The organism is Peribacillus sp. QJM3NY_7, assembly GCF_056173225.1.
In genome coordinates this window covers 283,558-307,957 of record NZ_CM149663.1, presented here as the reverse complement: position 1 = coordinate 307,957, position 24,400 = coordinate 283,558, and the positions used below count along the sequence as shown (strand labels likewise).

23 protein-coding genes, 12 tRNA genes and 3 rRNA genes are annotated in these 24,400 nt (G+C 43.1%); 5 read left to right on the top strand and 33 right to left on the bottom strand.

What is annotated here, in order from left to right:
* Positions 1 to 7: 7 nt before the first annotated feature.
* Complete coding sequence (gene groES, locus AC0VX1_RS01660) at positions 8 to 292, bottom strand: co-chaperone GroES (RefSeq protein WP_475469655.1); 285 nt, start codon at positions 290 to 292, stop codon at positions 8 to 10.
* Between the two features lie 333 nt (positions 293 to 625).
* Between groES and AC0VX1_RS01655 the strand changes: the two genes are divergently transcribed.
* Together AC0VX1_RS01655 and AC0VX1_RS01650 are read left to right on the top strand one after the other, a co-directional pair.
* Positions 626 to 1,351, top strand: coding sequence for a CPBP family intramembrane glutamic endopeptidase (locus tag AC0VX1_RS01655; RefSeq protein WP_034306339.1), 726 nt, complete (start codon positions 626 to 628; stop codon positions 1,349 to 1,351).
* A complete protein-coding gene (locus AC0VX1_RS01650; protein WP_034306342.1) occupies positions 1,348 to 1,560 on the top strand; it encodes a YdiK family protein in 213 nt (70 codons plus the stop codon). Before AC0VX1_RS01655 ends, AC0VX1_RS01650 begins: the two co-directional genes overlap by 4 nt.
* Positions 1,561 to 1,588: 28 nt before the next feature.
* Here AC0VX1_RS01650 and AC0VX1_RS01645 read toward each other — a convergent pair whose 3' ends face one another.
* Entirely contained in the window at positions 1,589 to 2,248 is a 660-nt protein-coding gene (locus AC0VX1_RS01645) for a redox-sensing transcriptional repressor Rex (RefSeq protein WP_034306345.1), read from the bottom strand.
* A gap of 33 nt (positions 2,249 to 2,281) precedes the next feature.
* Positions 2,282 to 2,788, bottom strand: coding sequence for a cyclic pyranopterin monophosphate synthase MoaC (moaC, locus tag AC0VX1_RS01640; protein ID WP_034306347.1), 507 nt, complete (start codon positions 2,786 to 2,788; stop codon positions 2,282 to 2,284).
* Between the two features lie 133 nt (positions 2,789 to 2,921).
* Here moaC and AC0VX1_RS01635 point away from each other — a divergent pair, with 133 nt between their 5' ends.
* Positions 2,922 to 4,841 carry an ABC-F family ATP-binding cassette domain-containing protein gene (locus tag AC0VX1_RS01635; RefSeq protein WP_475469654.1) on the top strand — a complete coding sequence of 640 codons (1,920 nt, stop codon included), beginning with the start codon at positions 2,922 to 2,924 and terminating at the stop codon, positions 4,839 to 4,841.
* 73 nt (positions 4,842 to 4,914) lie between these two features.
* A protein-coding gene (locus AC0VX1_RS01630) for an IS3 family transposase (RefSeq protein ID WP_475468012.1) occupies positions 4,915 to 6,257 on the top strand; the annotation gives its coding sequence in 2 pieces (ribosomal slippage) (positions 4,915 to 5,356 and positions 5,356 to 6,257; 1,344 coding nt in all).
* 296 nt (positions 6,258 to 6,553) lie between these two features.
* Here the strand turns inward: AC0VX1_RS01630 and tsaD are convergent.
* The 20 genes from tsaD to AC0VX1_RS01530 form a co-directional block, all read right to left on the bottom strand.
* Positions 6,554 to 7,567 (bottom strand): tRNA (adenosine(37)-N6)-threonylcarbamoyltransferase complex transferase subunit TsaD, encoded by a 1,014-nt coding sequence (gene tsaD, locus AC0VX1_RS01625; RefSeq protein WP_413011351.1) that lies wholly within the window; start codon positions 7,565 to 7,567, stop codon positions 6,554 to 6,556.
* Positions 7,564 to 8,016: a ribosomal protein S18-alanine N-acetyltransferase gene (gene rimI, locus AC0VX1_RS01620; RefSeq protein ID WP_053533463.1), complete on the bottom strand. Its 453-nt coding sequence runs from the start codon at positions 8,014 to 8,016 to the stop codon at positions 7,564 to 7,566. The genes tsaD and rimI overlap by 4 nt, the downstream gene beginning before the upstream one ends.
* A 20-nt stretch (positions 8,017 to 8,036) precedes the next feature.
* Complete coding sequence (gene tsaB / locus AC0VX1_RS01615) at positions 8,037 to 8,729, bottom strand: tRNA (adenosine(37)-N6)-threonylcarbamoyltransferase complex dimerization subunit type 1 TsaB (protein WP_053533462.1); 693 nt, start codon at positions 8,727 to 8,729, stop codon at positions 8,037 to 8,039.
* Positions 8,729 to 9,181: a tRNA (adenosine(37)-N6)-threonylcarbamoyltransferase complex ATPase subunit type 1 TsaE gene (gene tsaE, locus AC0VX1_RS01610; RefSeq protein WP_475469653.1), complete on the bottom strand. Its 453-nt coding sequence runs from the start codon at positions 9,179 to 9,181 to the stop codon at positions 8,729 to 8,731. The genes tsaB and tsaE overlap by 1 nt, the downstream gene beginning before the upstream one ends.
* A gap of 201 nt (positions 9,182 to 9,382) precedes the next feature.
* Positions 9,383 to 9,456, bottom strand: a tRNA-Met gene (locus AC0VX1_RS01605).
* Between the two features lie 66 nt (positions 9,457 to 9,522).
* Positions 9,523 to 9,638, bottom strand: a 5S ribosomal RNA gene (gene rrf, locus AC0VX1_RS01600).
* A gap of 115 nt (positions 9,639 to 9,753) precedes the next feature.
* Positions 9,754 to 12,686: ribosomal RNA gene (locus tag AC0VX1_RS01595) — 23S ribosomal RNA — on the bottom strand.
* A gap of 176 nt (positions 12,687 to 12,862) precedes the next feature.
* A 16S ribosomal RNA gene (locus AC0VX1_RS01590) occupies positions 12,863 to 14,413 on the bottom strand.
* Together the 16S, 23S and 5S rRNA genes with 12 tRNA genes alongside form the textbook arrangement of a ribosomal RNA operon.
* 95 nt (positions 14,414 to 14,508) lie before the next feature.
* Positions 14,509 to 14,582: transfer RNA gene (locus AC0VX1_RS01585), tRNA-Gly, on the bottom strand.
* Positions 14,583 to 14,615: 33 nt separating this feature from the next.
* Positions 14,616 to 14,692, bottom strand: a tRNA-Pro gene (locus tag AC0VX1_RS01580).
* Positions 14,693 to 14,699: 7 nt separating this feature from the next.
* Positions 14,700 to 14,776: transfer RNA gene (locus tag AC0VX1_RS01575), tRNA-Arg, on the bottom strand.
* A gap of 18 nt (positions 14,777 to 14,794) precedes the next feature.
* Positions 14,795 to 14,880 (bottom strand) — tRNA-Leu (locus AC0VX1_RS01570).
* A gap of 59 nt (positions 14,881 to 14,939) precedes the next feature.
* Positions 14,940 to 15,021: transfer RNA gene (locus tag AC0VX1_RS01565), tRNA-Leu, on the bottom strand.
* Positions 15,022 to 15,030: 9 nt separating this feature from the next.
* Positions 15,031 to 15,106: transfer RNA gene (locus AC0VX1_RS01560), tRNA-Lys, on the bottom strand.
* Positions 15,107 to 15,116: 10 nt separating this feature from the next.
* A tRNA-Gln gene (locus tag AC0VX1_RS01555) sits at positions 15,117 to 15,191 on the bottom strand.
* 78 nt (positions 15,192 to 15,269) lie between these two features.
* A tRNA-Asp gene (locus AC0VX1_RS01550) sits at positions 15,270 to 15,345 on the bottom strand.
* Between the two features lie 24 nt (positions 15,346 to 15,369).
* Positions 15,370 to 15,441, bottom strand: a tRNA-Glu gene (locus AC0VX1_RS01545).
* A 20-nt stretch (positions 15,442 to 15,461) separates the two neighbouring features.
* A tRNA-Ser gene (locus tag AC0VX1_RS01540) sits at positions 15,462 to 15,552 on the bottom strand.
* A gap of 7 nt (positions 15,553 to 15,559) precedes the next feature.
* Positions 15,560 to 15,634 (bottom strand) — tRNA-Asn (locus AC0VX1_RS01535).
* 132 nt (positions 15,635 to 15,766) lie between these two features.
* On the bottom strand, positions 15,767 to 16,246 hold the full coding sequence (locus tag AC0VX1_RS01530; RefSeq protein ID WP_475469652.1) for a SprT family protein: 480 nt from the start codon (positions 16,244 to 16,246) through the stop codon (positions 15,767 to 15,769).
* 83 nt (positions 16,247 to 16,329) lie between these two features.
* On the opposite strand from AC0VX1_RS01530, the gene cmpA reads away from it, so the two are divergent.
* Positions 16,330 to 16,449, top strand: a complete 120-nt coding sequence (gene cmpA / locus AC0VX1_RS01525; RefSeq protein ID WP_089364909.1) for a cortex morphogenetic protein CmpA — start codon at positions 16,330 to 16,332, stop codon at positions 16,447 to 16,449.
* 74 nt (positions 16,450 to 16,523) lie between these two features.
* Here cmpA and AC0VX1_RS01520 read toward each other — a convergent pair whose 3' ends face one another.
* From AC0VX1_RS01520 to AC0VX1_RS01475, 10 genes are all read right to left on the bottom strand, one after another.
* A complete protein-coding gene (locus AC0VX1_RS01520) occupies positions 16,524 to 18,707 on the bottom strand; it encodes a Tex family protein (RefSeq protein WP_413024261.1) in 2,184 nt (727 codons plus the stop codon).
* 92 nt (positions 18,708 to 18,799) lie between these two features.
* Positions 18,800 to 19,411, bottom strand: a complete 612-nt coding sequence (locus tag AC0VX1_RS01515; RefSeq protein ID WP_475469651.1) for a PP2C family serine/threonine-protein phosphatase — start codon at positions 19,409 to 19,411, stop codon at positions 18,800 to 18,802.
* Positions 19,408 to 20,196 (bottom strand): RNA polymerase sigma factor SigB, encoded by a 789-nt coding sequence (sigB, locus tag AC0VX1_RS01510; RefSeq protein ID WP_034306363.1) that lies wholly within the window; start codon positions 20,194 to 20,196, stop codon positions 19,408 to 19,410. Before sigB ends, AC0VX1_RS01515 begins: the two co-directional genes overlap by 4 nt.
* Entirely contained in the window at positions 20,174 to 20,647 is a 474-nt protein-coding gene (rsbW, locus tag AC0VX1_RS01505; protein ID WP_034306366.1) for an anti-sigma B factor RsbW, read from the bottom strand. The genes sigB and rsbW overlap by 23 nt, the downstream gene beginning before the upstream one ends.
* On the bottom strand, positions 20,644 to 20,976 hold the full coding sequence (locus AC0VX1_RS01500; RefSeq protein ID WP_034306369.1) for an anti-sigma factor antagonist: 333 nt from the start codon (positions 20,974 to 20,976) through the stop codon (positions 20,644 to 20,646). Before AC0VX1_RS01500 ends, rsbW begins: the two co-directional genes overlap by 4 nt.
* A gap of 59 nt (positions 20,977 to 21,035) precedes the next feature.
* Positions 21,036 to 22,046 carry a PP2C family protein-serine/threonine phosphatase gene (locus tag AC0VX1_RS01495; RefSeq protein ID WP_034306371.1) on the bottom strand — a complete coding sequence of 337 codons (1,011 nt, stop codon included), beginning with the start codon at positions 22,044 to 22,046 and terminating at the stop codon, positions 21,036 to 21,038.
* A 9-nt stretch (positions 22,047 to 22,055) separates the two neighbouring features.
* Complete coding sequence (locus AC0VX1_RS01490) at positions 22,056 to 22,457, bottom strand: anti-sigma regulatory factor (protein ID WP_048682056.1); 402 nt, start codon at positions 22,455 to 22,457, stop codon at positions 22,056 to 22,058.
* Positions 22,458 to 22,460: 3 nt separating this feature from the next.
* A complete protein-coding gene (locus AC0VX1_RS01485) occupies positions 22,461 to 22,817 on the bottom strand; it encodes an STAS domain-containing protein (RefSeq protein WP_048682053.1) in 357 nt (118 codons plus the stop codon).
* Between the two features lie 2 nt (positions 22,818 to 22,819).
* Positions 22,820 to 23,647: an RsbT co-antagonist protein RsbRA gene (locus AC0VX1_RS01480; protein WP_413011695.1), complete on the bottom strand. Its 828-nt coding sequence runs from the start codon at positions 23,645 to 23,647 to the stop codon at positions 22,820 to 22,822.
* A gap of 402 nt (positions 23,648 to 24,049) precedes the next feature.
* Positions 24,050 to 24,400, bottom strand: a complete 351-nt coding sequence (locus AC0VX1_RS01475) for a type II toxin-antitoxin system PemK/MazF family toxin (protein WP_034306610.1) — start codon at positions 24,398 to 24,400, stop codon at positions 24,050 to 24,052.

Sequence of the window (24,400 nt, the reverse complement as noted above, 5' to 3'; positions counted from 1 at the left end):
TGTATAATTAGCCGATTACAGCTAGAATGTTGCTTTCACGTAAAATTAAGTATTCAGTGTCTTCGTATTTAACTTCAGTACCTGCATATTTTGAGAAGATAATTAGATCGCCTTGGGCAACCTCTAAAGCAACACGTTCGCCATTTTCAAGGACACGGCCAGTACCAACTGCTACTACCTTACCTTCTTGTGGCTTTTCTTTAGCAGTATCAGGAAGAACAATACCGCTTGCAGTTTTTTCTTCAGTTTGAACTAGTTCAATAATAACGCGATCACCTAATGGTTTTAACAAGTGAAACAACCTCCTCATATTCTCTTGATAATTTGTTTCATGATTATTAGCACTCATCATCATCGAGTGCTAACACATTTATAATATTAAATAAACCGAGCCTTTTTTGCAAGTATCTTATTGAAAATTTTTTATTAATTTCTGATAAATTACGGGTAAACTACTTTAGCATAATGATTTCCTAAACTTAGTCATTGAAATGTCATGTTAGGGGTACCTTTAAGTGGTGTTCTGCCCCAATTTTTGATACCATTTTGTAGTATGCGTTTATAGATTGTCCCCATGTTAGTAACGTTCCAAGCGGATGGGTGACTATAAAAGGAGTTTTCATTTTTGAAAAAAGAATATTGGTTCGTCATCATCACTTATATTGCCATGCAATTATCCAGTATTGTCGGGGTACCCATTTTCATGCTGATCGGGTCTTATACCGGAATGCCGGCTGATGAACTCGAAGTGAAATCTGCAGCATACTGGATAGTTTTCAGTTTTCTCGCTGCTTTATTCTTGATTCTTTTTTTAATGAGAAAAGATATGAGGGAAAAGCTGGACACGAGAAACCAAACTTCCGTATCCATGTCCATATTATGGGCAATTGCAGGAGTGTTCATGGCTCTTTTTGCGCAGAGCATTGCCGGAAGCATTGAACAAATGCTTGGGGTGGAGTCTGAATCTGAAAATACGCAGCAACTCATTTCACTCATTTACAAAGTCCCCATGGTCATTTTCGTCACTTCAGTAATTGGACCTATATTGGAAGAATTAATTTTCCGTAAAATTATTTTCGGATCACTTCATAAACGCTTTAACTTCTTTATTTCAGCTTTAATCAGCTCAGTTATTTTCGGCTTGGCGCATGGTGAATTTGAACATCTTCTTTTATATACGGCAATGGGCTTCACTTTTGCTTTCCTTTATGCGAAAACAGGCCGCATTCTCGTTTCCATGAGCGCTCATATTGCGATGAACACGCTTGTTATCATCCTTCAAGTGGTATATCGGGAGGATATTGAGAAGATGCTAGATACTGCACAGGCCTTCATCGGAGGTTTATTATGAAACGTCAATCACCATTATTCATGGGCATCATTTATGCAGGCTTAGGGGCTCTTTTTACCGCTATCGCAATTCAAACCGTCAATTCTTCTGGATGGGGACTCTTTGCCTACATACTTGTCCTTATTGCAACTCTTGATTTTGGATCGGGATTACGCATGATCATGCTGCACTTTAAGATTAAAGCCGCACAAAAAAATAAGAAAAAATAAAAAAACGCTGCATAAATGCAGCGTTTTTTCATTCCTCCAAAGCCGCTTCTTCCACTACCGGATAATGTTTCAGGAAGTAGATGAGCGACTGAAGTTCCACGGCCAGGTCAATGTGGTGGACCCTTATGGATGGCGGCACGGTCAGCCGTGCAGGTGTGAAATTCAATATTCCTTTTATGTCAGCTTTGACTAGACGATCGGTTATCGTCTGGGCTACCTGTGCAGGCACTGTCAATATCGCTGCAGTAATATTATTTTCCTGCAATAGTGTATCGATTTGATCCATATGGTAGATGGGCACATCAGCTATTCGCTTGCCGACCTTTTCTTCAGATACTTCGAAAGCCATTTCAATTTTTGTATTATTATTTTTCATGAAATTGTAATTTAAAAAAGCGGTTCCTAAATTTCCCACTCCGATTAAAGCGACTTTGGTCAATTCATCTTGATCAAGTGTTTTTCTGAAGAAGGATAATAAATAATTGACATTGTAACCGTAGCCTTTTTTCCCAAGCGCGCCAAAGTAGGAAAAATCACGGCGAATGGTAGCAGAATCCACTTTTACGGCTTCACTTAGCTCAGCCGAGGAAACTCTTTGTTTGCCTGAGGAATGTAAGTTCTTTAAAAATCGATAATACAATGGCAACCTTTTGGCTGTTGCCTGCGGTATCTTTGGGTCATGGTTCATTGTTCTTCCCCGCCTTCACACATGCTTTTCAACTTAATCTCTATCTGTTCGTTTTACTTGCCTTTTATAATCGCTACTAGACACTCCGCCTGTTTTCTCCACTAAGAATGTAGGCCCGATCACCATTCCCTTATCAATGGCCTTACACATGTCATAAACAGTCAAGGCAGTCACGGATGCAGCTGTTAACGCTTCCATTTCCACACCTGTACTCCCTTTTGTCTTAGCTTCCGTTTCAATCCTAAGCCTATATCCTTGTTCTTCTTTTTCCCAATCAAAGGCTATATTGACCCCTTGCAGAGCAATGGGATGGCACATCGGAATTATATTGGATGTATTTTTGCTGGCCATGATTCCTGCAACTTGTGCAACAGCCAGTACATCACCTTTTTTCATTTTATGGTTCGTGACCAATTCATATATTTCATCATTCAATAAAATGCTCGACTGAGCCACTGCCGTCCGGGTTGTTTCAGGCTTAGCACTCACATCGACCATTTTGGCCCTGCCCTGTTCATTAAAATGCGTTAAGTCTCCCATTTAAGTAACCCCTCCTAAATCATACACTATTATTCCACTTTATGTAACAGCTTTTCTTTCAGCTTGGAACCAAGCTGTTGCCGATAATAACTAAAATACGTTAAACTAACAGTAATCAATTGAGGTGAAATCTATGATTTTATTACAAATCAATCAACTATCGAAATATTATGGAGCTGAACTTATTTTATCAAATATGAAGCTCGAAGTTCAAAATAAAGATCGAATTGCCCTTGTCGGCCGAAATGGCGCCGGCAAATCCACTCTGCTAAAAATCATTGCCGGGCAGCTTTCCCATGATGGCGGTGAAATAATCAAACCAAAAGGCGTCACCATCGGCTATATGGCCCAGGATACTGGATTGGAATCCGCATTGACCATTTGGGATGAAATGCTTACTGTATTCACTGACCTTATAGAGCAGGAAAAGGAACTGCGTCGCCTTGAGGCTGATATGGCCAGACCTGACATCTTTGAAAACGAAACGGTTTACCAAAAAGTGCTGAATGAATACGACACTTTGATGGTGGCATTCAAAGAGAAAGGCGGTTATCAATATGAAGCGGATATCCGTTCCGTATTGCATGGTCTTCAGTTTGCCGACTTTGACTATTCTACCCCAATTTCCACTTTAAGCGGCGGTCAAAAAACAAGGCTTGCCTTAGGTAAGCTGCTTTTAAGGAAACCGGATATATTGATTCTGGATGAGCCGACGAACCATTTGGATATCGAAACCCTCTCTTGGCTTGAACAATATTTACAAGGCTACCAGGGAGCTGTCCTCATTGTTTCCCATGACCGCTATTTTTTAGATAAAGTAGTAAACCTGGTATATGAAATTTCCCGGAATAACATGAAAAAATACCATGGTAATTATAGTTCTTACCTAGAGGGAAAAGCGGAAGATTATGAGCGGGACATGAAACTGTTCGAGAAACAGCAAGGGGAAATCGAAAAGTTTCGCGATTTTGTCCAACGTAATATCACGAGGGCTTCCACAACGAAAAGAGCACAAAGCAGACGTAAACAGCTCGAAAAGATGGATGTACTGGACAAGCCGCAAGGTGATGAAAAATCCGCGAATTTTTCTTTCCAGATTGAAAGGCAAAGCGGAAATGAAGTACTCCACCTCCAGGACCTGGCTATCGGATACGAAGGGGAAACGGTATCAAAGAATATTAATTCCCGGATGACAAAAGGAGAGAGCATAGCTCTTGTCGGCCCAAATGGAGTTGGAAAATCAACTTTATTGAAAACGATCATTTCCAAGCTGCCTGCCCTTTCTGGGGATTTCCGTTTTGGAACGAACGTAGAAGTCAGCTACTACGATCAAGAACAGGCTAACCTTGTTTCCAATAAACGCGTACTCAATGAATTATGGGACGACTATCCCCTTAAACCGGAAAAGGACATTCGCACCGTACTCGGTAATTTCCTATTTAGCGGGGATGATGTTTTGAAAACCGTTTCCACACTAAGCGGGGGCGAAAAGGCCCGGCTTGCTCTAGCCAAAATGATGATGCAAAAAGGCAATTTTTTAATTCTTGATGAACCAACGAACCATTTGGACCTCGATAGTAAATTGGTGCTTGAAAATGCATTAATTGATTATCCGGGAACTATTCTATTCGTCTCACATGACCGTTATTTCATAAATCGGATAGCAACGAAAGTGATAGAGCTCTCCAAAGACGGCAACGAAGAATTCCTCGGTGATTATGATTACTATATAGAGAAGAAACAGGAGCAAGCGGAAATCCAAGCACTTGAACAGCAGGATCAGGCTAAATCTTTAGATGCGGCTGTAGAAAAAACAAATTACAAAATTGATAAAGAAGCAAAAAAAGCTGAACGCCAGCGAAAACGGCGCATTGAGGAAATCGAGGCAGCCATGGAGCTTCTTGAAACCGAAATAAACGAATATAATGACCTCCTATGTGATCCAAATGTTTTTCAGGACCACGAAAAGGTAATGGAAGTCCAAACAAAACTTGATCATGCACAAGAAAGTTTGGATCAGCTTCTCGAAGAATGGGCTGAACTGGAAGAATGAAAAAGACCGAGTCAATTGACTGAACTGCACCCCAATTGTTAGACACCATCTAACAATTGGAGGTGCTTTTTTTATGACAAAATATTCATTAGAGTTGAAATTAAAAGCTGTCCTTGCTTATTTAGAAGGAATGGACTCATTCAGAACTGTAGCCAATCAATTTAATATCAGTTTGACTCCTTTAAAGCAATGGGTGGCGCATTATAAAGAACATGGGATAGAAGGGCTAATGTCCACCTATACAAATTATGATATTAGCTTTAAGATGGATGTACTAAACTATATGAACGATTTTGGAGTGTCTAGTACCCATGCAGCTGCTGTGTATAACATTGCTTCTCCTTCTACTATTACTAATTGGCTAAAGCAATTGGAGGAGTACGGAGTTGACGCTCTTGAAACGAAGAAAAAGGGGCGTCCATCCATGAAAAAAGAAACGAAGAAAAAACCAGTAGAAGGGTCATTAGAGGCATTACAGGCTGAAAATGAAAGATTACGTGCAGAGAATGCATATTTAAAAAAGTTGAGAGCCTTAGTTCAAGAAAGCGAAGCGTCCGAACGCAAAAAGCAAAAGTAGTACATGAACTAAGGGGAGATTTTAATTTAAAGCTACTTCTGTCAGTCGCAAATCTCTCAAGGAGTACCTATTATTATTGGATAAACGCCTTCGGGCGTCAGGATAAATACGAAGAAATAAAGCCAGTTATCCAGGAGATATTTCATACGAATAAAGGGAGATACGGGTATCGTCGCATTACATTGGAATTACGTAATAGAGGGATTTCATTGAACCATAAAACGGTCCTTCGATTGATGAAGGAGTTGGGACTAAAGTGTCTGGTCCGTATGAAGAAATACCGTTCATACAAAGGCAAGATTGGAAAGGTTGCGCCTAATATCCTCAATCGTAATTTTAAGGCAACAAAGCCAAATCAAAAATGGGTTACGGACGTAACTGAATTTCATTTACACGGTGAGAAATTGTATTTATCGCCCATTCTAGACTTATATAATGGAGAGATCATTGCTTACAATATCGAATCACGTCCTGTTTATCCCTTAGTCTCCAAGATGCTTGACCAAGCCTTTATACGATTGGAACCGAAAGATTCCCCCGTTCTCCATTCAGATCAGGGCTGGCATTACCAGATGAAACAATACTCACATGATTTGAAAAGACATAATATTATACAAAGCATGTCCCGCAAGGGAAATTGTCTTGATAATGCGGTCATTGAAAACTTCTTTGGCTTATTAAAATCCGAATTACTCTATCTTCATGAATTTGAAAGCATGGAGCATTTCAAACAAGAACTAGAAGAATATATCTATTACTACAATCATCAACGAATTAAGGTAAAATTAAAAGGCATGAGCCCAGTAGATTACCGGGTTCATGCCCTCAAGGCTGCCTAAGTAAATAAAGTGTCTAACTTTTTGGGTTCACTTCATGACTCGGTCTTTTTTTTTTCCACCAAAGTGTCGATTGAAAGTTATCCACAAACTTGTTAACAAACCACTTACCGCTCATTAGCCATTAATTTGATTTATACACATTATCCACAGAAACATATCCACTTATCCACAAAAATACCCCTTTATACACATGCAGGATGATTATCAAAAAAACTTTATCCACAGAATATTCTATTATTTTATTAACACGATAAAAAGACAGGATGCCAAAGTGACGGATCCTGTCTTCTCGTCCATTAAAATGCTTCTATATCCAATCCAGGATTTCCGTTCAAATCCAAACCGGATCGCTTTCCCTTTTCAAACATGACACTGCCAGCAGCACCAATCATGGCAGCATTGTCGGTACAAAGATAGAGGGGCGGAATGGATATATCCATAGGTAAATCCTTAAAAGCTTCCGTTAATGCTTCCCTAAGGCCTTTATTTGCCGCAACTCCTCCAGCAAGCAATACCTGTTTCACATTATATTCCTTTGCAGCCTTCACAGCTTTCATTACAAGCACTTCTATCACGCTTGCTTGGAAACTTGCCGCTAAATCTTTAGGTTCAATTTTTTCCCCGCGCTGTTCTGCATTATGCAAAGTGTTGATTACCGCTGATTTCAACCCGCTGAAAGAAAAGTCATAGCTGCCATCCAACCATGCCCTAGGCAGTTTCAAAGATGGTGAGCCTTCTTGCGCAAGCCTGTCGATATGAGGCCCGCCAGGATAAGGGAGCCCCAAGGTTCGAGCCACTTTATCATACGCCTCCCCTGCTGCATCATCCCGCGTCTCCCCGATCACCTTGAAAGAACCCGGTTCTTCTAAAAGCACCAATTCCGTATGACCTCCCGAAACGACTAAAGAAAGCGCAGGATATTCAATCTCCTGAATAAGCCGATTTGCATAGATATGACCAGCGATATGATGCGTACCGACAATTGGTATTCCATGTGCGAAAGCTACAGCCTTCGCCGCATTCACACCTATTAATAGTGCCCCTACAAGGCCGGGACCTTCTGTAACGGCAATGGCATCCAAGTCTTCATATGTCACACCCGCTTCCAGCAGTGCTTCTTCAAGAACAATAGTAATTTGTTCTACATGATGACGGGAAGCTATTTCCGGGACGACACCGCCAAAACGTTTATGACTTTCTATTTGTGAAGCCACGACATTACTCAGTATTTCCGTTCCATTTTTTATGACGGCTGCCGCAGTTTCATCACAGCTTGTTTCAATTCCTAATATAATTTGATCTTTTTTCATGAAAAATTCACCCACATAACATAAGCATCCTCTTGATTGTCTGTATAATAATTCTTTCGGATTCCGCCCTTTTGGAAACCAAGTTTTTCATAAAGCGAAATGGCTACGGCATTACTGACACGGACCTCAAGTGTCATCCTCACCACACCCATTGAAATGGAGATTTCAATCATCTTCCTGAGCAAAGCTTCTCCAAGCTTTTGCCCTCGGTATTCTGGTAATATCGCAATATTGGTGATGTGCGATTCATCAATGACGATCCAGGCACCGCAATAACCGGCAATTTTCCCTTCATCCTCTATCACCATGTATACAGCATATTGATTATGATTCAATTCATTAAAAAAAGCTTCCCGGCTCCAAGGCAAAGTAAAGGACTGCTTTTCCACGTTAAGCACTTGGTCGATATCTGCCGTATTCATCTTTCGGAACGTCAATGTTTTACTCATAATGATCGTCGCTTTCTTGTTTATTTCCCCTGCTGTTCAAGCCACTTAGCTTCTGCTTCAGCCATGCGGATATAATTCGGTACAAACTGGTGAACATCCACTTCAGCCTTATCAAGACCAATGAAGGCCAGTTCGCTTGGCCTTGAATTATATGACTGTACTGGAGCAAATACCGCTAATTCACCTAATGCATCGGTAATTGCAACCCGATGGATGTCAACATCTTGACCAACAAATAAAACAGGACGATTTAATTCCTTCAATTGATTCGCCCACTCAGAGGATAGAATATTACAATCTTCAATGACTGTCTTTAAAGAATCCTTTTCCATTTCATATAATCCAGTATAAATCTGCCCTCTTCTTGCATCGAACAAGGGAGATATCAACCCGTTAAAATAACGTCCATTAGCTGCTAAAACCTCTAAGCTGGAAACACCTGATAACGGAATCTGAAGCGTCCAGGCCAAGCTTTTCGCTATCGTCACTCCAATCCTGACCCCTGTATAGGAGCCTGGACCTTGAGCGACCACTATCTTAGTCAATTCCTTCGGTTTAGTATCACAGTCCCTCAGCAGTGTTTCAATTGCTGGCATTACCCGCACTGAATGATTTTTCTTTAGGTTCGTCGTATACTCACCAATTACTTGATTCCCGTTTACAAGTGCAATCCCTAATGTGAAATTCGATGTATCTATAGCTAAAACCTTCATCAAATAATCTCCTTACATAACTTTACATATCGTTCGCCTTTGGCTTCCAAAACAATACGCCGTCTTGTATCGCCCAAACGATAGATATAAATGGTCAAGATCTCCTCTGGGAGGTGATCCTTTATTAAATGGGCCCATTCAACGACAGTCACACCATCACCATCAAAATATTCATCAAAGCCTAAATCTTCTTCCGATTCACTTACCCGATAGACATCCATATGATACAAAGGTAAGCGACCCATGTACTCCTTTATTATCGTAAAGGTAGGGCTATTCACCATTCTGGTAACACCCAATCCTTTAGCCAGCCCTTTTGTGAATGCCGTCTTCCCTGCACCCAAGTCACCTTCTAGAGCCAGCACATCTCCACTGGAAAGCTTTTGTGCCAATTTGTGCGCAAATTGCGCTGTTTCTTCCTCATTCCGAGAAATCCATTCAACATGTTGCATATATCAATCACCTTTATCATTATTAGGAAAACGTCCGTCCTATAGTTCATGTCGAGAACCATAAACGCAATATTATGGAACAAAAACCATTCTATATGTAGTTTACCTTGTTTCAAAAGAAGAAACAAATAAGTTAAGGACATATTATTCGAATAACAGATAAAACAAAAAAACGAAACCTAAGTTTCGTTTTTTTCATGATTGCGGGGACAGGATTTGAACCTGCGACCTTCGGGTTATGAGCCCGACGAGCTACCGGACTGCTCCACCCCGCGACGGTATAAATGTTTCTTTTATAATTGTAGTATTCCCGTTTATTCAAAAAGAATACAAAGATTATAGCTTGGCGGCGTCCTACTCTCACAGGGGGAAACCCCCAACTACCATTGGCGCTGAAGAGCTTAACTGCCGTGTTCGGAATGGGAACGGGTGTGACCTCTTCGCTATCGCCACCAAACATTTAATCTTTTAGCACACTTATTATCATAACATGTATGAAGTCAAAATGCAAGAAGAAATTTTCATTCCTTCAAAACTAGATAATAAGAAGGTATTTCATTTTTTAAAAAGCGTTGGTTAAGTCCTCGATCTATTAGTATCAGTCAGCTCCACATGTCACCATGCTTCCACCTCTGACCTATCAACCTGATCATCTTTCAGGGATCTTACTAGCTTGCGCCATGGGAAATCTCATCTTGAGGGGGGCTTCATGCTTAGATGCTTTCAGCACTTATCCCGTCCGCACGTAGCTACCCAGCTATGCCTTTGGCAAGACAACTGGTACACCAGCGGTGCGTCCATCCCGGTCCTCTCGTACTAAGGACAGCTCCTCTCAAATTTCCTGCGCCCGCGACGGATAGGGACCGAACTGTCTCACGACGTTCTGAACCCAGCTCGCGTACCGCTTTAATGGGCGAACAGCCCAACCCTTGGGACCGACTACAGCCCCAGGATGCGATGAGCCGACATCGAGGTGCCAAACCTCCCCGTCGATGTGGACTCTTGGGGGAGATAAGCCTGTTATCCCCGGGGTAGCTTTTATCCGTTGAGCGATGGCCCTTCCATGCGGAACCACCGGATCACTAAGCCCGACTTTCGTCCCTGCTCGACTTGTAGGTCTCGCAGTCAAGCTCCCTTGTGCCTTTACACTCTACGAATGATTTCCAACCATTCTGAGGGAACCTTTGGGCGCCTCCGTTACTCTTTAGGAGGCGACCGCCCCAGTCAAACTGCCCACCTGACACTGTCTCCCACCCCGATAAGGGGCGCGGGTTAGAATTTCAATACAGCCAGGGTAGTATCCCACCAACGCCTCCACCGAAGCTGGCGCTCCGGCTTCTCAGGCTCCTACCTATCCTGTACAAGCTGTACCAAAATTCAATATCAGGCTGCAGTAAAGCTCCACGGGGTCTTTCCGTCCTGTCGCGGGTAACCTGCATCTTCACAGGTACTATAATTTCACCGAGTCTCTCGTTGAGACAGTGCCCAGATCGTTACACCTTTCGTGCGGGTCGGAACTTACCCGACAAGGAATTTCGCTACCTTAGGACCGTTATAGTTACGGCCGCCGTTTACTGGGGCTTCGGTTCAAAGCTTCGCTTGCGCTAACCTCTCCCCTTAACCTTCCAGCACCGGGCAGGTGTCAGCCCCTATACTTCGCCTTGCGGCTTCGCAGAGACCTGTGTTTTTGCTAAACAGTTGCCTGGGCCTATTCACTGCGGCTTTTCTGGGCTATTCACCCTAAAAAGCACCCCTTCTCCCGAAGTTACGGGGTCATTTTGCCGAGTTCCTTAACGAGAGTTCTCTCGCACACCTTAGGATTCTCTCCTCGCCTACCTGTGTCGGTTTGCGGTACGGGCACCTTACATCTCACTAGAGGCTTTTCTTGGCAGCGTGGAATCAGGAACTTCGGTACTATATTTCCCTCGCCATCACAGCTCCGCCTTAATGGAAACGGGATTTGCCTCGTTTCCGGCCTAACTGCTTGGACGCGCATATCCAACAGCGCGCTTACCCTATCCTTCTGCGTCCCCCCATCGTTCAAACGATGTATAGGTGGTACAGGAATATCAACCTGTTGTCCATCGCCTACGCCTTTCGGCCTCGGCTTAGGTCCCGACTAACCCTGAGCGGACGAGCCTTCCTCAGGAAACCTTAGGCATTCGGTGGAAGGGATTCTCACCCTTCTTTCGCTACTCATACCGGCATTCTCACTTCTAAGCGCTCCACCAGTCCTTCCGGTCTGACTTCAACGCCCTTAGAACGCTCTCCTACCATCGACACCATACGGTGTCAATCCACAGCTTCGGTGATACGTTTAGCCCCGGTACATTTTCGGCGCGGAGTCACTCGACCAGTGAGCTATTACGCACTCTTTAAATGGTGGCTGCTTCTAAGCCAACATCCTGGTTGTCTAAGCAACTCCACATCCTTTTCCACTTAACGTATACTTTGGGACCTTAGCTGGTGGTCTGGGCTGTTTCCCTTTCGACTACGGATCTTATCACTCGCAGTCTGACTCCCAAGAATAAGTATTTGGCATTCGGAGTTTGACTGAATTCGGTAACCCGTTGGGGGCCCCTAGTCCAATCAGTGCTCTACCTCCAATACTCTCATCTTGAGGCTAGCCCTAAAGCTATTTCGGAGAGAACCAGCTATCTCCAGGTTCGATTGGAATTTCTCCGCTACCCACACCTCATCCCCGCACTTTTCAACGTGCGTGGGTTCGGGCCTCCATTCAGTGTTACCTGAACTTCACCCTGGACATGGGTAGATCACCTGGTTTCGGGTCTACGACCTCATACTCATTCGCCCTATTCAGACTCGCTTTCGCTGCGGCTCCGTCTCATCAACTTAACCTCGCATGAAATCGTAACTCGCCGGTTCATTCTACAAAAGGCACGCCATTACCCATTAACGGGCTTTGACTACTTGTAGGCACACGGTTTCAGGATCTATTTCACTCCCCTTCCGGGGTGCTTTTCACCTTTCCCTCACGGTACTGGTTCACTATCGGTCACTAGGGAGTATTTAGCCTTGGGAGATGGTCCTCCCTGCTTCCGACGGGATTTCTCGTGTCCCGCCGTACTCAGGATCCACTCAGGAGGGAACGAAGTTTCAACTACAGGGTTTTTACCTTCTTCGACGGACCTTTCCAGGTCGCTTCATTTACCCCGTTCCTTTGTAACTCCATGTTGAGTGTCCTACAACCCCAAGAGGCAAGCCTCTTGGTTTGGGCTAATTCCGTTTCGCTCGCCGCTACTCAGGAAATCGCGTTTGCTTTCTCTTCCTCCGGGTACTTAGATGTTTCAGTTCCCCGGGTCTGCCTTCAGTACCCTATGTATTCAGGTAAAGATACTGTTCCATTACGAACAGTGGGTTTCCCCATTCGGAAATCTCCGGATCAAAGCTTACTTACAGCTCCCCGAAGCATATCGGTGTTAGTCCCGTCCTTCATCGGCTCCTAGTGCCAAGGCATCCACCGTGCGCCCTTTCTAACTTAACCGTTAAAAAAGATCTTACAGATGCTTTGAAAAAAATTAATTGCCTTCTATCTATTATCTAGTTTTCAAGGAACAAAGCAGAAAGAATCCATCACATCGTGATGTTCGTCTTTCCTATTTGAATGAATTACTCATTCAAAACTGAACAAAACAAAAGCGCTCTCGTAATTATCCTTAGAAAGGAGGTGATCCAGCCGCACCTTCCGATACGGCTACCTTGTTACGACTTCACCCCAATCATCTGTCCCACCTTAGGCGGCTGGCTCCATGAAGGTTACCTCACCGACTTCGGGTGTTACAAACTCTCGTGGTGTGACGGGCGGTGTGTACAAGGCCCGGGAACGTATTCACCGCGGCATGCTGATCCGCGATTACTAGCGATTCCGGCTTCATGCAGGCGAGTTGCAGCCTGCAATCCGAACTGAGAATGGCTTTATGGGATTCGCTTACCTTCGCAGGTTTGCAGCCCTTTGTACCATCCATTGTAGCACGTGTGTAGCCCAGGTCATAAGGGGCATGATGATTTGACGTCATCCCCACCTTCCTCCGGTTTGTCACCGGCAGTCACCTTAGAGTGCCCAACTGAATGCTGGCAACTAAGATCAAGGGTTGCGCTCGTTGCGGGACTTAACCCAACATCTCACGACACGAGCTGACGACAACCATGCACCACCTGTCACTCTGTCCCCCGAAGGGGAAAGCCCTATCTCTAGGGTTGTCAGAGGATGTCAAGACCTGGTAAGGTTCTTCGCGTTGCTTCGAATTAAACCACATGCTCCACCGCTTGTGCGGGCCCCCGTCAATTCCTTTGAGTTTCAGCCTTGCGGCCGTACTCCCCAGGCGGAGTGCTTAATGCGTTAGCTGCAGCACTAAAGGGCGGAAACCCTCTAACACTTAGCACTCATCGTTTACGGCGTGGACTACCAGGGTATCTAATCCTGTTTGCTCCCCACGCTTTCGCGCCTCAGTGTCAGTTACAGACCAGAAAGTCGCCTTCGCCACTGGTGTTCCTCCAAATCTCTACGCATTTCACCGCTACACTTGGAATTCCACTTTCCTCTTCTGCACTCAAGTTCCCCAGTTTCCAATGACCCTCCACGGTTGAGCCGTGGGCTTTCACATCAGACTTAAGGAACCACCTGCGCGCGCTTTACGCCCAATAATTCCGGACAACGCTTGCCACCTACGTATTACCGCGGCTGCTGGCACGTAGTTAGCCGTGGCTTTCTGGTTAGGTACCGTCAAGGTACCAGCAGTTACTCTGGTACTTGTTCTTCCCTAACAACAGAACTTTACGACCCGAAGGCCTTCTTCGTTCACGCGGCGTTGCTCCGTCAGACTTTCGTCCATTGCGGAAGATTCCCTACTGCTGCCTCCCGTAGGAGTCTGGGCCGTGTCTCAGTCCCAGTGTGGCCGATCACCCTCTCAGGTCGGCTACGCATCGTCGCCTTGGTGAGCCATTACCTCACCAACTAGCTAATGCGCCGCGGGCCCATCTATAAGTGACAGCGTAAACCGTCTTTCCATCTTCTCTCATGCGAGAAAAGAACGTATCCGGTATTAGCTCCGGTTTCCCGAAGTTATCCCAGTCTTATAGGCAGGTTGCCCACGTGTTACTCACCCGTCCGCCGCTAATCTCAGGGAGCAAGCTCCCATCGATTCGCTCGACTTGCATGTATTAGGCACGCCGCCAGCGTTCGTCCTGAGCCAGGATCAAACTCTCCGAAGAAATGTTTGACTTGCTCATTTGCTTTTTTGATAGTGTGTGCTCACTTAAAATTTAACGTTGGCGCTTTGTTTTGTTCAGTTTTCAAAGAGCAATAATGGAGCGGGTGAAGAGAATCGAACTCTCATCATCAGCTTGGAAGGCTGAGGTTTTACCACTAAACTACACCCGCATTTAATTTTAAAGTATTTTCAGAAAGAAAGAATGGTCGGGAAGACAGGATTCGAACCTGCGACCCCTTGGTCCCAAACCAAGTGCTCTACCAAGCTGAGCTACTTCCCGTAAAATATGGTGCGCCCGGCGGGAGTCGAACCTACAACCTTCTGATTCGTAGTCAGATGCTCTATCCAATTGAGCTACGGGCGCTAATTTCTATGATGTTATTGGTGCGGCCGAGAGGAGTCGAACCTCCACGGGGTTTCCCCCACTAGGCCCTCAACCTAGCGCGTCTGCCATTCCGCCACGACCGCGAAAGCGACTTTGTAAGTTTAACACCTTTTCAACTTGATGTCAAGAAGAAAAATATCAGTGCGGGTGAAGGGACTTGAACCCCCACGCCTTGCGGCGCCAGATCCTAAGTCTGGTGCGTCTGCCAATTCCGCCACACCCGCGAAAATAAATGGTGAGCCATGAAGGATTCGAACCTTCGACCCTCTGATTAAAAGTCAGATGCTCTACCAACTGAGCTAATGGCTCTAAATAAAAATGGCTGGGCTAGAAGGGATCGAACCTTCGCATGACGGAATCAAAATCCGTTGCCTTACCGCTTGGCTATAGCCCAATAATTAAATGCTAATTAACAGCCAGGATAATATTATATCACGATAATATTTATTTGGCAAGTGTTTTTTTAAAAAAATGGCGGTCCCGACGGGAATCGAACCCGCGATCTCCTGCGTGACAGGCAGGCATGTTAACCGCTACACCACGGGACCAGTATTTGATTGTGCATAAGAAAGTGACCCATACGGGATTCGAACCCGTGTTACCGCCGTGAAAGGGCGGTGTCTTAACCGCTTGACCAATGGGCCTTGATATAAAAATATGTAACTGGCGGAGAAGGAGGGATTTGAACCCTCGCGCCGCTTACGCGACCTACACCCTTAGCAGGGGCGCCTCTTCAGCCTCTTGAGTACTTCCCCAAAAAAATGGCTCCGCAGGTAGGACTCGAACCTACGACCGTTCGGTTAACAGCCGAATGCTCTACCACTGAGCTACTGCGGAATAATGAAAATTGGGTTCCTTTTTCACGCTCAAGGACCTTAGTGTTTTTCGTTAAGGACAAGTTGTTATCTTGTCGACTCTTATGATTATAAAGAGGTTGCAACCTAAAGTCAAGAGTTCTTTTGTGTTTTTTTATTTTTTTGTTTTTTTCTCCTTAAACCCTTGGTAAATCAGTGTTCCACGACATTTACCACAAACGAAACGGGTAGTGTCGATTCGTTTTTTTCTTATATATACCTGCTGACAGTCTTCACATTTATATTGAATTGTATTCATCTTTTTCTTTAATTGGTTAGATGGCAGCGGCTCGCAAAATCTCGGTGCCCCCACTTTTTTGAGTAAATGCTTAAAGTCCGCATCACGATGCTGGTACCCCTTCTTCTCGATGTGCAGATGGTAATGGCACAATTCATGCTTAATGATTCCAATCATTTCTTCCACACCGCGTTCATCAAGATACTTCTTATTTATTTCTATATTGTGTGAACGGAGCAAGTATCGTCCTCCTGTTGTCCGGAGACGCGGATTAAAACTCGCTTGATGTCTAAAGGCCTTTTTAAAGTCTTTCAACGAAATTTCTTCTACTAGTTTTTGCAATTGACGATTATCCATTTCCCCCTCCCTTTCCTTGGTAACATGACAACCCATTATAACATAGACTAATAATACAATAGGAAACTAAGGGAGGAAAAGCTATGCCTAATTGGTTCCAGAATCAAATCCGCAAAGCCTTTTATGAAAAGGATTATTATCAAGTGAAGATGTTGAATCAATGTTGGTTTTTTTATCAAAAGAAAGAAAGTCTCAGATTATAGATTCGACATTGTTCCAAAAATAAATACATCATTTCAAAAAAACCCCTTCTAATATAGAAGGAGCTTACCTTAGGCTAGTTTTGATCCTTTGGCTCGAGCATCGTTAAAGATACCCTTTGCTTTTGGGAGTCAACTAGTTCGACCCAGACTGTGACAACATCCCCAACGGCAACTACATCCAATGGGTGCTTTACAAACCGGTTGCTCAGTTTAGAAATATGCACCAGTCCATCCTGTTTAACACCGATGTCCACAAACGCACCAAAATCCACAACATTCCTCACTGTACCTTGTAACTCCATCCCAGTTTGCAGATCCTCCATTTTTAGTACATCCTGCTTAAGCAGCGGTTTTGATAACTCATCCCGAGGATCTCTTCCCGGTTTCATCAAATCATCGATGATATCTTTGATCGTAATTTCCCCAATTTCCAATTCATTGACCAAATCAGCAGGATTTAGCTTACCTAACTCTTCATTCAGTGCATCACTGCCTAAATCCTCAGATGTGAATCCCATTTTCTTCAATAATTTATTCACGGCACTGTAGTTCTCAGGATGTATCGCGGTTTGATCTAAAGGTTCCTCTCCATTAATGATACGTAAGAACCCTATACATTGTTCATATGTTTTGGCACCAAGCCGGGGAATCTTCTTTAATTCCTTCCTGCTTGAAAACTTCCCTTCCACTTCCCTTTTCTTCACGATATTTTGGGCAACCGATTTTGATAAACCAGCTACATATTGTAAGAGAGACGATGAAGCGGTATTGACATTAACACCCACCTGGTTAACAGCTGTTTCCACTACAAAGGTGAGGGATTCCGTTAACTTTTTCTGAGACACATCATGTTGATACTGGCCTACCCCCACAGATTGCGGATCAATTTTAACAAGTTCAGCAAGGGGATCTTGAAGCCTTCTGCCTATCGAAACTGCGCTTCTCTGTTCAACTTGAAGATCCGGAAACTCTTCACGTGCTATATCCGAAGCTGAATACACACTGGCTCCCGCTTCATTAACAATGATATATGAAATGTTCCCTTTCACTTCTTTTAAAATATCTGCAATGAATTGCTCTGATTCACGTGACGCCGTTCCATTGCCGATCGCCACGATCTCAACCGAGAACCGCTGAAGTATATCGATCGTTTTTTCACGCGCAGCATGAAGTTTCGCAGCAGGAGGATGCGGATAGATTACACTGATATCAAGTACCTTTCCGGTTTCATCAATGACAGCGAGCTTACAGCCAGTCCTATATGCCGGATCCAAGGCGAGGACCACTTTTCCTTTAAGCGGAGGCTGCAAGAGCAGGTTCCGGAGGTTTTCAGAGAAAATGTGGATAGCTTGATCCTCCGCTTTTTCCGTCAGCTCTTTTCTGATCTCCCGCTCTACAGAAGGCATGATCAAACGCTTAAGTCCATCCTCTATCGCAGATTTAAGAACACCTTGGGCTTCAGATTTGTTATTTTTAATGATTTTACGTTCCAGATGACCAACGATGACTTCAGTCCGGGGCTGAATGGAGATTCGCAAAACCTCTTCCTTTTCACCTCTATTCAGCGCCAACACCCGATGAGGTACGATTCTTTGAACCGGCTCCTCATACTCATAGTACATTTCGAAGATTTTTTTCTCGTCCTTCTCTTCATTTTTCACAGTTGAAATCACTTTTCCAGCTTTGAAAATTTCGGCCCTTATCCACTTCCTTAATTCTGCATCATCGGAAATATGTTCAGCTATGATATCCTGCGCACCTGCAATAGCCTCTTCAATAGAAGGAACTTCTTTTTCTGCCGATATGAATTCGGCTGCTTTTTCGCTGACTCGAGGATGCATTTGACATTCCAAAAGCCAATTGGCCAGTGGTTCAAGCCCCTTTTCTTTAGCAACTGTCGCTTTCGTTCTCCTTTTTTGTTTGAATGGCCTATATAAATCCTCGACTTCCTGCAGTTTTGTTGCCTTTTCGATTTGTTTTGTTAATTCTTCCGTCAATTTCCCCTGTTCACCAATTGAACGAGTAACTTCCGCTTTCCTCTGGCCAAGGTTTTCTAGATAGTTCCATCTTTCCATAATGGAACGAATCTGCACTTCATCAAGTGAACCCGTCATTTCTTTTCTGTACCGTGCAATAAAAGGGACAGTATTCCCCTCTTGCAGCATCTGTATGACATTTTGAACTTGATGATTTTTCAAAGTCAGCTCATTGGATATTTGTTTTATCAATTCTTTTAATGTATCTTCTACAACGATCATTTTGTTTACCTCCAACCTTTTGCTCTAATATATATAGTCTAGCAAATGAGCGATGAAGTTGCGAATTCCATACAAAAAAGCTCACTTCCGAATTATGGCGAAAGTAAGCTTCCTAAAATGAAAGTTGTATCATCTGCAGTTAATGGACTGCTTTTTAATATGCATTGGGCGTTCTTATCGATAGGGACCAGCCTTTTTAAAAAAGACTTAGCTCCCTTAAGTTCCAAACCATCGGAATGAAGAATGAATTTAGCATTTGGTTCATATTTGTATCTTTGCGTCCTGTATTTTTGTTTCCTGCCGGATAAATACCCTGTAACAGGTAGAGGGTAAACGAGTTTATCGTCGTTTGGATTATACAGGAAAAAGCGGATGTTACCCACTGAACTGTATACAAATTCATTCTTATCATAAAAGATTTTCAAAATGGAAACGGCTGCCCCCCGTTTATCGACTAAAACTTGATTGCACACTGCCATTAGTGCTTCCACATCCAACTCATGATTACGTTTAACTTCCTCGATGACGGCATGGGAGGAATCGTATGCATTTTTCCCGCTGCCTAGCCCATCTGCCAGGACACATACAAAGTATTCATCCGTATGAAGAAAAAAGTAATCATCACCACAGTAAACCATCCCGTTTTTAGACGATTGTGAGACAAGGACTTCTATTTTTTCTCCCCTTAGAATATCTTTGATCACTGAATTAACTCCGAGTTTTCAGCATTAATGGCTTCTTGAAGTTTCTTGATCGCGCGGCGTTGGAGCCTTGACACATGCATTTGGGAAATCCCAAGCTTATCGCCAGCTTCTTTCTGGCTTAAATTCTCTAAATAAGTATGTTGAATGATCATCTTTTCACGGTCACTCAGCACATGAAGCACCTTTTCAAGCACAAGACGCTGATTGACCTTTTCAAAACCTTCATCGACATTTCCGAATATATCAAGCAATGTGACAGTTCCGCCATCAGAATCCGCCTCAATAGAATGATCCACGGATAAAGCTTGATAGCTTTTTCCCATTTCCATCGCCTCTAAAACTTCTTCCTCGGTCACGCCAATACTATCGGCTATTTCATCTATTCTTGGTGAACGGTGCAGAGTTGTCGTTAACTCCTCGACAGTCACCCTGATTTTCGGACCTAGTTCCTTAATTCTCCTTGGCACATGGACACTCCATGTTTTGTCACGAAGGAACCTTTTGATTTCCCCGATAATAGTAGGGACGGCAAATGCCTCAAAGCTCTTACCGAAAGATTCATCATATCGTCGAATGGCACCTAATAGACCAATCATGCCGACTTGGGAGATATCCTCCTGAAATGATTTCCCTTTCGCATACTTACGGGAGATTGTTTCAACCAAACTTTTATAATGGATGACGAGATTACTCTGCGCTTCTTCATCTTGATTCTGCTGGTAAGCTCTGATCCATTCATTTACCTGTTCTCTTTGTGCCTGATTAGGTTGAGACTGTTTTTGCATCCATCTCCACCTGCTCTCCTTCTAAAAACTTAGTCATAAATACAGTAACCCCATCATGCTGATGAATTTTTACATCATCCATCAGAGTTTCAATAAGGTAAAGACCCAAGCCTCCTTCTCTCAAAAGTTCGACTTTTTGTCCATTTTCGTATGGACCTAGCCCTTGACGAACCTCCTCGAAATTACAGCTCTTGCCACTATCGGAAACCATGACCTCCAAACGGTCAGGATAAAGGCCGAAACTTACTTTCACTTCACCTTTTTCAGAATCCTTGTATGCATGCTGTACCGCATTTGTACAAGCCTCACTGGTAGCGATTTTCAAATCCTCTATTTCATCATACGCAAATCCCATCCGGCTTCCAATTCCAGAAAGCGTTAAACGAATGACACCGATGAATTCTGGTTTTGCAGGTATTTTCATTTCGATGTAATCATATACTTGACTCATTCTAACCCACCCTCTGTACCACTTTTTATATCAATGATATCTGCAAGACCTGTTATATCAAATAAACGTCGTAACCTTTCCGATAATCCAACTAACGTGAACTCGCCATTATGTGCCCTAACACTTTTAAAAGCACCGACAAATACCCCAAGTCCCGTACTATCCATATACGAAACTTCAGTTAAATCAATAGTAATCGAAACATTTTCCTGCTCTGAAATTGGAAATAGTGATTCTCTTAGTTTCGGCGCAGTATAAGCATCGATTTCACCTTTTAGTTTTACATTAAATTCAGTATTCAATTCATTAACATCTACTGTTATATTCATCCTTGACCCACCTCTTCAAATCCTCTTCATTCCTATATCTATACCCAGCAGTAACAATGCTAAACATTTGATTTTAAAATTATTAATGTAAAATCATCCCTCAGTTGGAAGTTCTGCATTTTCTCCAATTGTTTATATATATTATTCACCATTTCCTGGGCTTGCAAATGCATATTTTTTTTAATCAAACCAATAAGCGTTTCCCTTTCTATGAACCCATCATTCGTGCGGCACTCCGTTACTCCGTCAGATAATAGAATGATCATATCGCCACGATTCACCGTTTTTTCATATTGGCGATACCTTGTTTTTTTATCAACGCCAAGCAACAAGCCCTTTGCATCCAAATCGCTAAAAGTACCTGTAGCTGCGTCATAGTAAAATCCAGGTTCATGTCCGGCTGAAGCATAGGAAAATTGCCTGTCATGCGGATCATATAAACCATAGAACATGGTTATGAACATGCTTGGATCAACATTATGCTCCACAACCCGGTTCAAACTCTCAAGTACACTTTTCGGTTCATGACGATGCTCCGGAAGACTGTCCATCGCATATTTGATCATCGACATGCACAGCGCAGCAGGGATCCCTTTTCCTATGACATCGGCTATCCCAACACCTATACGCTCATTTTCATCCTGGACGAAGTGATAGTAATCCCCATTCATCTGCCTCGCAGGAACACTGATCGCCCCAATTTCAAGAGCTTTGATATCAGGTATCTCCGTTTCCAAAAGAGTATGTTGAACGTTTGCCGCTATCTCGATTTCCGTTTTCAATTCCTGCTGTTGATGTCTGAGGCTTTGATGCTCACGGTATGCAATGCCGTAGCCCATCATGACTTCTAGCAGAAAATCGAAAGAATCCAATACTTTTCCCGGTAATTCCGGGTAAAGTTCCATTAAGTTATTTTTATGCATACTTATGATTTCTTCTGGAGATATATTGTATTTGATATGTAGGCGGCTAATCTTCTGCCCTTGATAGAGTGCCTGCTCATTTTGGTCTTTAAGATAAGTAGAAAGCGCCTCATGATACTTTTTCTCCATGTTCTCCCTAATATCCATAGTCCCCCCCTAACGGAGCCATTTCGTCGCGATAATCTTAGTCCCTTCACCCGGTATCGATTCAATATCAAAGTCATCCATTAAACGTTTTGCTCCAGGAAGGCCTGCCCCCAGCCCCCCTGAGGTGGTATATCCATCTTCCATGACTCTGCGGATATCCTCAATTCCCGGCCCTTGGTCTTCTGCAATGATTTTCAATCCTGACTTCCCATTTATATTTAGCTTTTCTATGCTAACACTGCCTTGTCCAGCATATAGGTATATGTTTCGGGCCAATTCGCTAATGGCCGTTGTGATTCTGGCCTGGTCTACAGTACCGAACCCCAACTCTTTAGCGACATTTCTTCCGAGCTGCCTTGCAGCTACAATGTCCCATTCATTTATGATTTTTACGCAGGATTGGAACTCCATTCTTTAATCCCCCAATTCCTGTTGTAATTTCTCCAGGCCTTTCTCTAAGTCTAATGCTGTCAGAACATCATCGAGACTAATTCCTAGTTCAATCAATGTTATTGCAACAGCAGGCTGGATTCCCGTAATTACAACTTTGGCCCCCATAAGCTTAGACATGCTAAAGACATCGCCTAATACCTTTGCGATAAAAGAATCAATAAAATCTATTGAGGTAATATCTATAACAACGCCATTCGCGCTTGTTTCATGAATCTTATGCAGTAAATCCTCTTGAAATTGAAGAGCTGTCACATCATCCAATTCCCACTGTATAGAGACTAACAAGCAGTCATAAAGCTTTAATATCGGAATCCTCATACTTATCCCTCCACCTTTACGATCTTACGGCTCGTTAATTCCAACGCAACTTCTATCCCTTTTTTCAACGTATTTTTTGTAATCACTTCATTTAAATTAATGCCAAGATTAACGATGGTTTGAGCTATTTCAGGGCGGATGCCGCATAGTATACATTTGGCGCCCACTAATCGGACTGCTTCCGCTGCTTGAATGATATGGTGGGCAACCATGGTATCCACGACCGGCACGCCCGTAATATCAATAAGAACGACTTCAGATCTATGCTTAACCACGCCAGTCAACAGGTTTTCCATTATCTGTTTGGCACGTTCCGTATCAATCGTACCAATCAGCGGCATTACCGTAATTCCTTCCAATACAGGAATGAGCGGTGCCGAAAGTTCTTGCAACGCTATTTTTTGCATGGAAACGGTTCTTTCCCAAGTTTGAGTATATATATTGACTATTTCATTATTTATCGGTGTCGACCATTTATCCAAATGGTTAACGAGATTGACTTGATTATCAGGAGTAACGAGACCCTTTTCCACCATCCCATTAATGACAATTAACGTGAACTTATGAAGTCCTTCATTGACGAAAGTAAGAGGCCATCCCAATTGGACGACTTTCTCGGCAAAATCTGAAAGCTTCAATGTGAATTCCTTGTTTTTACTATCAACGTTCGTGATGATCATATCTATAAATTCACTGCTCGTTTGCGTGAACATTCGATCTGAGACAACTTTAATTAATCTTTCGTCCGTACTTTCCTTCATGATGCCCATCCACTCAGTAAGGATGTAATCTTGATTTTGCTTAATAAAATCGTAAACCAATTGATTCATAATATCCTCCCATTCTAACACAATTGCTATGTTTCCCTGTCCACGTCACAAGGATGTTAACTAACTGTAATGTTATTTCCATTTGGATTTCCTTCGAGTTTCTCCACTGCACTTTTGCTTTTTTTAGGTATTTACAACATAACTACATACCCGAAATTCAGGTAAGAAAAACATCATTCCAAGAAAAGTTTGGAGGATACTATAAAAAACTTTCAAATATCTTATTGTATACTGTTTTTATTCGTCAAATTTTTCATATTTCCTGCTGTATACTTTTTGGATATGTTTATGTTATTTGACAAAAAAAACACGATCCCCACAGTTGCAGGAATCGTGCCATCTAAATAACATCAAGAATGATTTGTATTATAATAACGCCCGGTTTAACGGGAAAAATTTTCTTTAAAACTCAATGAGGCCTAAACTTATTTGCAAAGCTTCATTGACTTTTTGCATCATCGGTTCGTCAAGATGCGTAATTTTATCAGTTAAACGCTGCTTATCGATTGTCCGGATCTGTTCTAATAAAATGACGGAATCCCGTTCGAATCCGTACTTTTTTGCATTAATCTCAACATGTGTAGGCAATTTCGCTTTTTGAATTTGAGCTGTAATGGCTGCCACGATCACAGTCGGACTAAAGCGATTACCAATATCGTTTTGTAAAATTAGCACCGGACGGGTTCCACCCTGCTCTGAACCGACTACCGGGGAAAGGTCTGCGAAGTATACGTCACCACGCTTAACAACAAT

What these genes read in the sequence shown, in the direction of transcription:
- AC0VX1_RS01650 (WP_034306342.1), top strand. Translation starts at nt 1,348, where the DNA reads ATGAAACGTCAATCACCATTATTCATGGGCATCATTTATGCAGGCTTA.
- AC0VX1_RS01645 (WP_034306345.1), bottom strand. Translation starts at nt 2,248, where the DNA reads ATGAACCATGACCCAAAGATACCGCAGGCAACAGCCAAAAGGTTGCCA.
- moaC (WP_034306347.1), bottom strand. Translation starts at nt 2,788, where the DNA reads ATGGGAGACTTAACGCATTTTAATGAACAGGGCAGGGCCAAAATGGTC.
- AC0VX1_RS01635 (WP_475469654.1), top strand. Translation starts at nt 2,922, where the DNA reads ATGATTTTATTACAAATCAATCAACTATCGAAATATTATGGAGCTGAA.
- tsaD (WP_413011351.1), bottom strand. Translation starts at nt 7,567, where the DNA reads ATGAAAAAAGATCAAATTATATTAGGAATTGAAACAAGCTGTGATGAA.
- rimI (WP_053533463.1), bottom strand. Translation starts at nt 8,016, where the DNA reads ATGAGTAAAACATTGACGTTCCGAAAGATGAATACGGCAGATATCGAC.
- tsaB (WP_053533462.1), bottom strand. Translation starts at nt 8,729, where the DNA reads ATGAAGGTTTTAGCTATAGATACATCGAATTTCACATTAGGGATTGCA.
- tsaE (WP_475469653.1), bottom strand. Translation starts at nt 9,181, where the DNA reads ATGCAACATGTTGAATGGATTTCTCGGAATGAGGAAGAAACAGCGCAA.
- AC0VX1_RS01530 (WP_475469652.1), bottom strand. Translation starts at nt 16,246, where the DNA reads ATGGATAATCGTCAATTGCAAAAACTAGTAGAAGAAATTTCGTTGAAA.
- cmpA (WP_089364909.1), top strand. Translation starts at nt 16,330, where the DNA reads ATGCCTAATTGGTTCCAGAATCAAATCCGCAAAGCCTTTTATGAAAAG.
- AC0VX1_RS01520 (WP_413024261.1), bottom strand. Translation starts at nt 18,707, where the DNA reads ATGATCGTTGTAGAAGATACATTAAAAGAATTGATAAAACAAATATCC.
- sigB (WP_034306363.1), bottom strand. Translation starts at nt 20,196, where the DNA reads ATGCAAAAACAGTCTCAACCTAATCAGGCACAAAGAGAACAGGTAAAT.
- rsbW (WP_034306366.1), bottom strand. Translation starts at nt 20,647, where the DNA reads ATGAGTCAAGTATATGATTACATCGAAATGAAAATACCTGCAAAACCA.
- AC0VX1_RS01500 (WP_034306369.1), bottom strand. Translation starts at nt 20,976, where the DNA reads ATGAATATAACAGTAGATGTTAATGAATTGAATACTGAATTTAATGTA.
- AC0VX1_RS01495 (WP_034306371.1), bottom strand. Translation starts at nt 22,046, where the DNA reads ATGGATATTAGGGAGAACATGGAGAAAAAGTATCATGAGGCGCTTTCT.
- AC0VX1_RS01490 (WP_048682056.1), bottom strand. Translation starts at nt 22,457, where the DNA reads ATGGAGTTCCAATCCTGCGTAAAAATCATAAATGAATGGGACATTGTA.
- AC0VX1_RS01485 (WP_048682053.1), bottom strand. Translation starts at nt 22,817, where the DNA reads ATGAGGATTCCGATATTAAAGCTTTATGACTGCTTGTTAGTCTCTATA.
- AC0VX1_RS01480 (WP_413011695.1), bottom strand. Translation starts at nt 23,647, where the DNA reads ATGAATCAATTGGTTTACGATTTTATTAAGCAAAATCAAGATTACATC.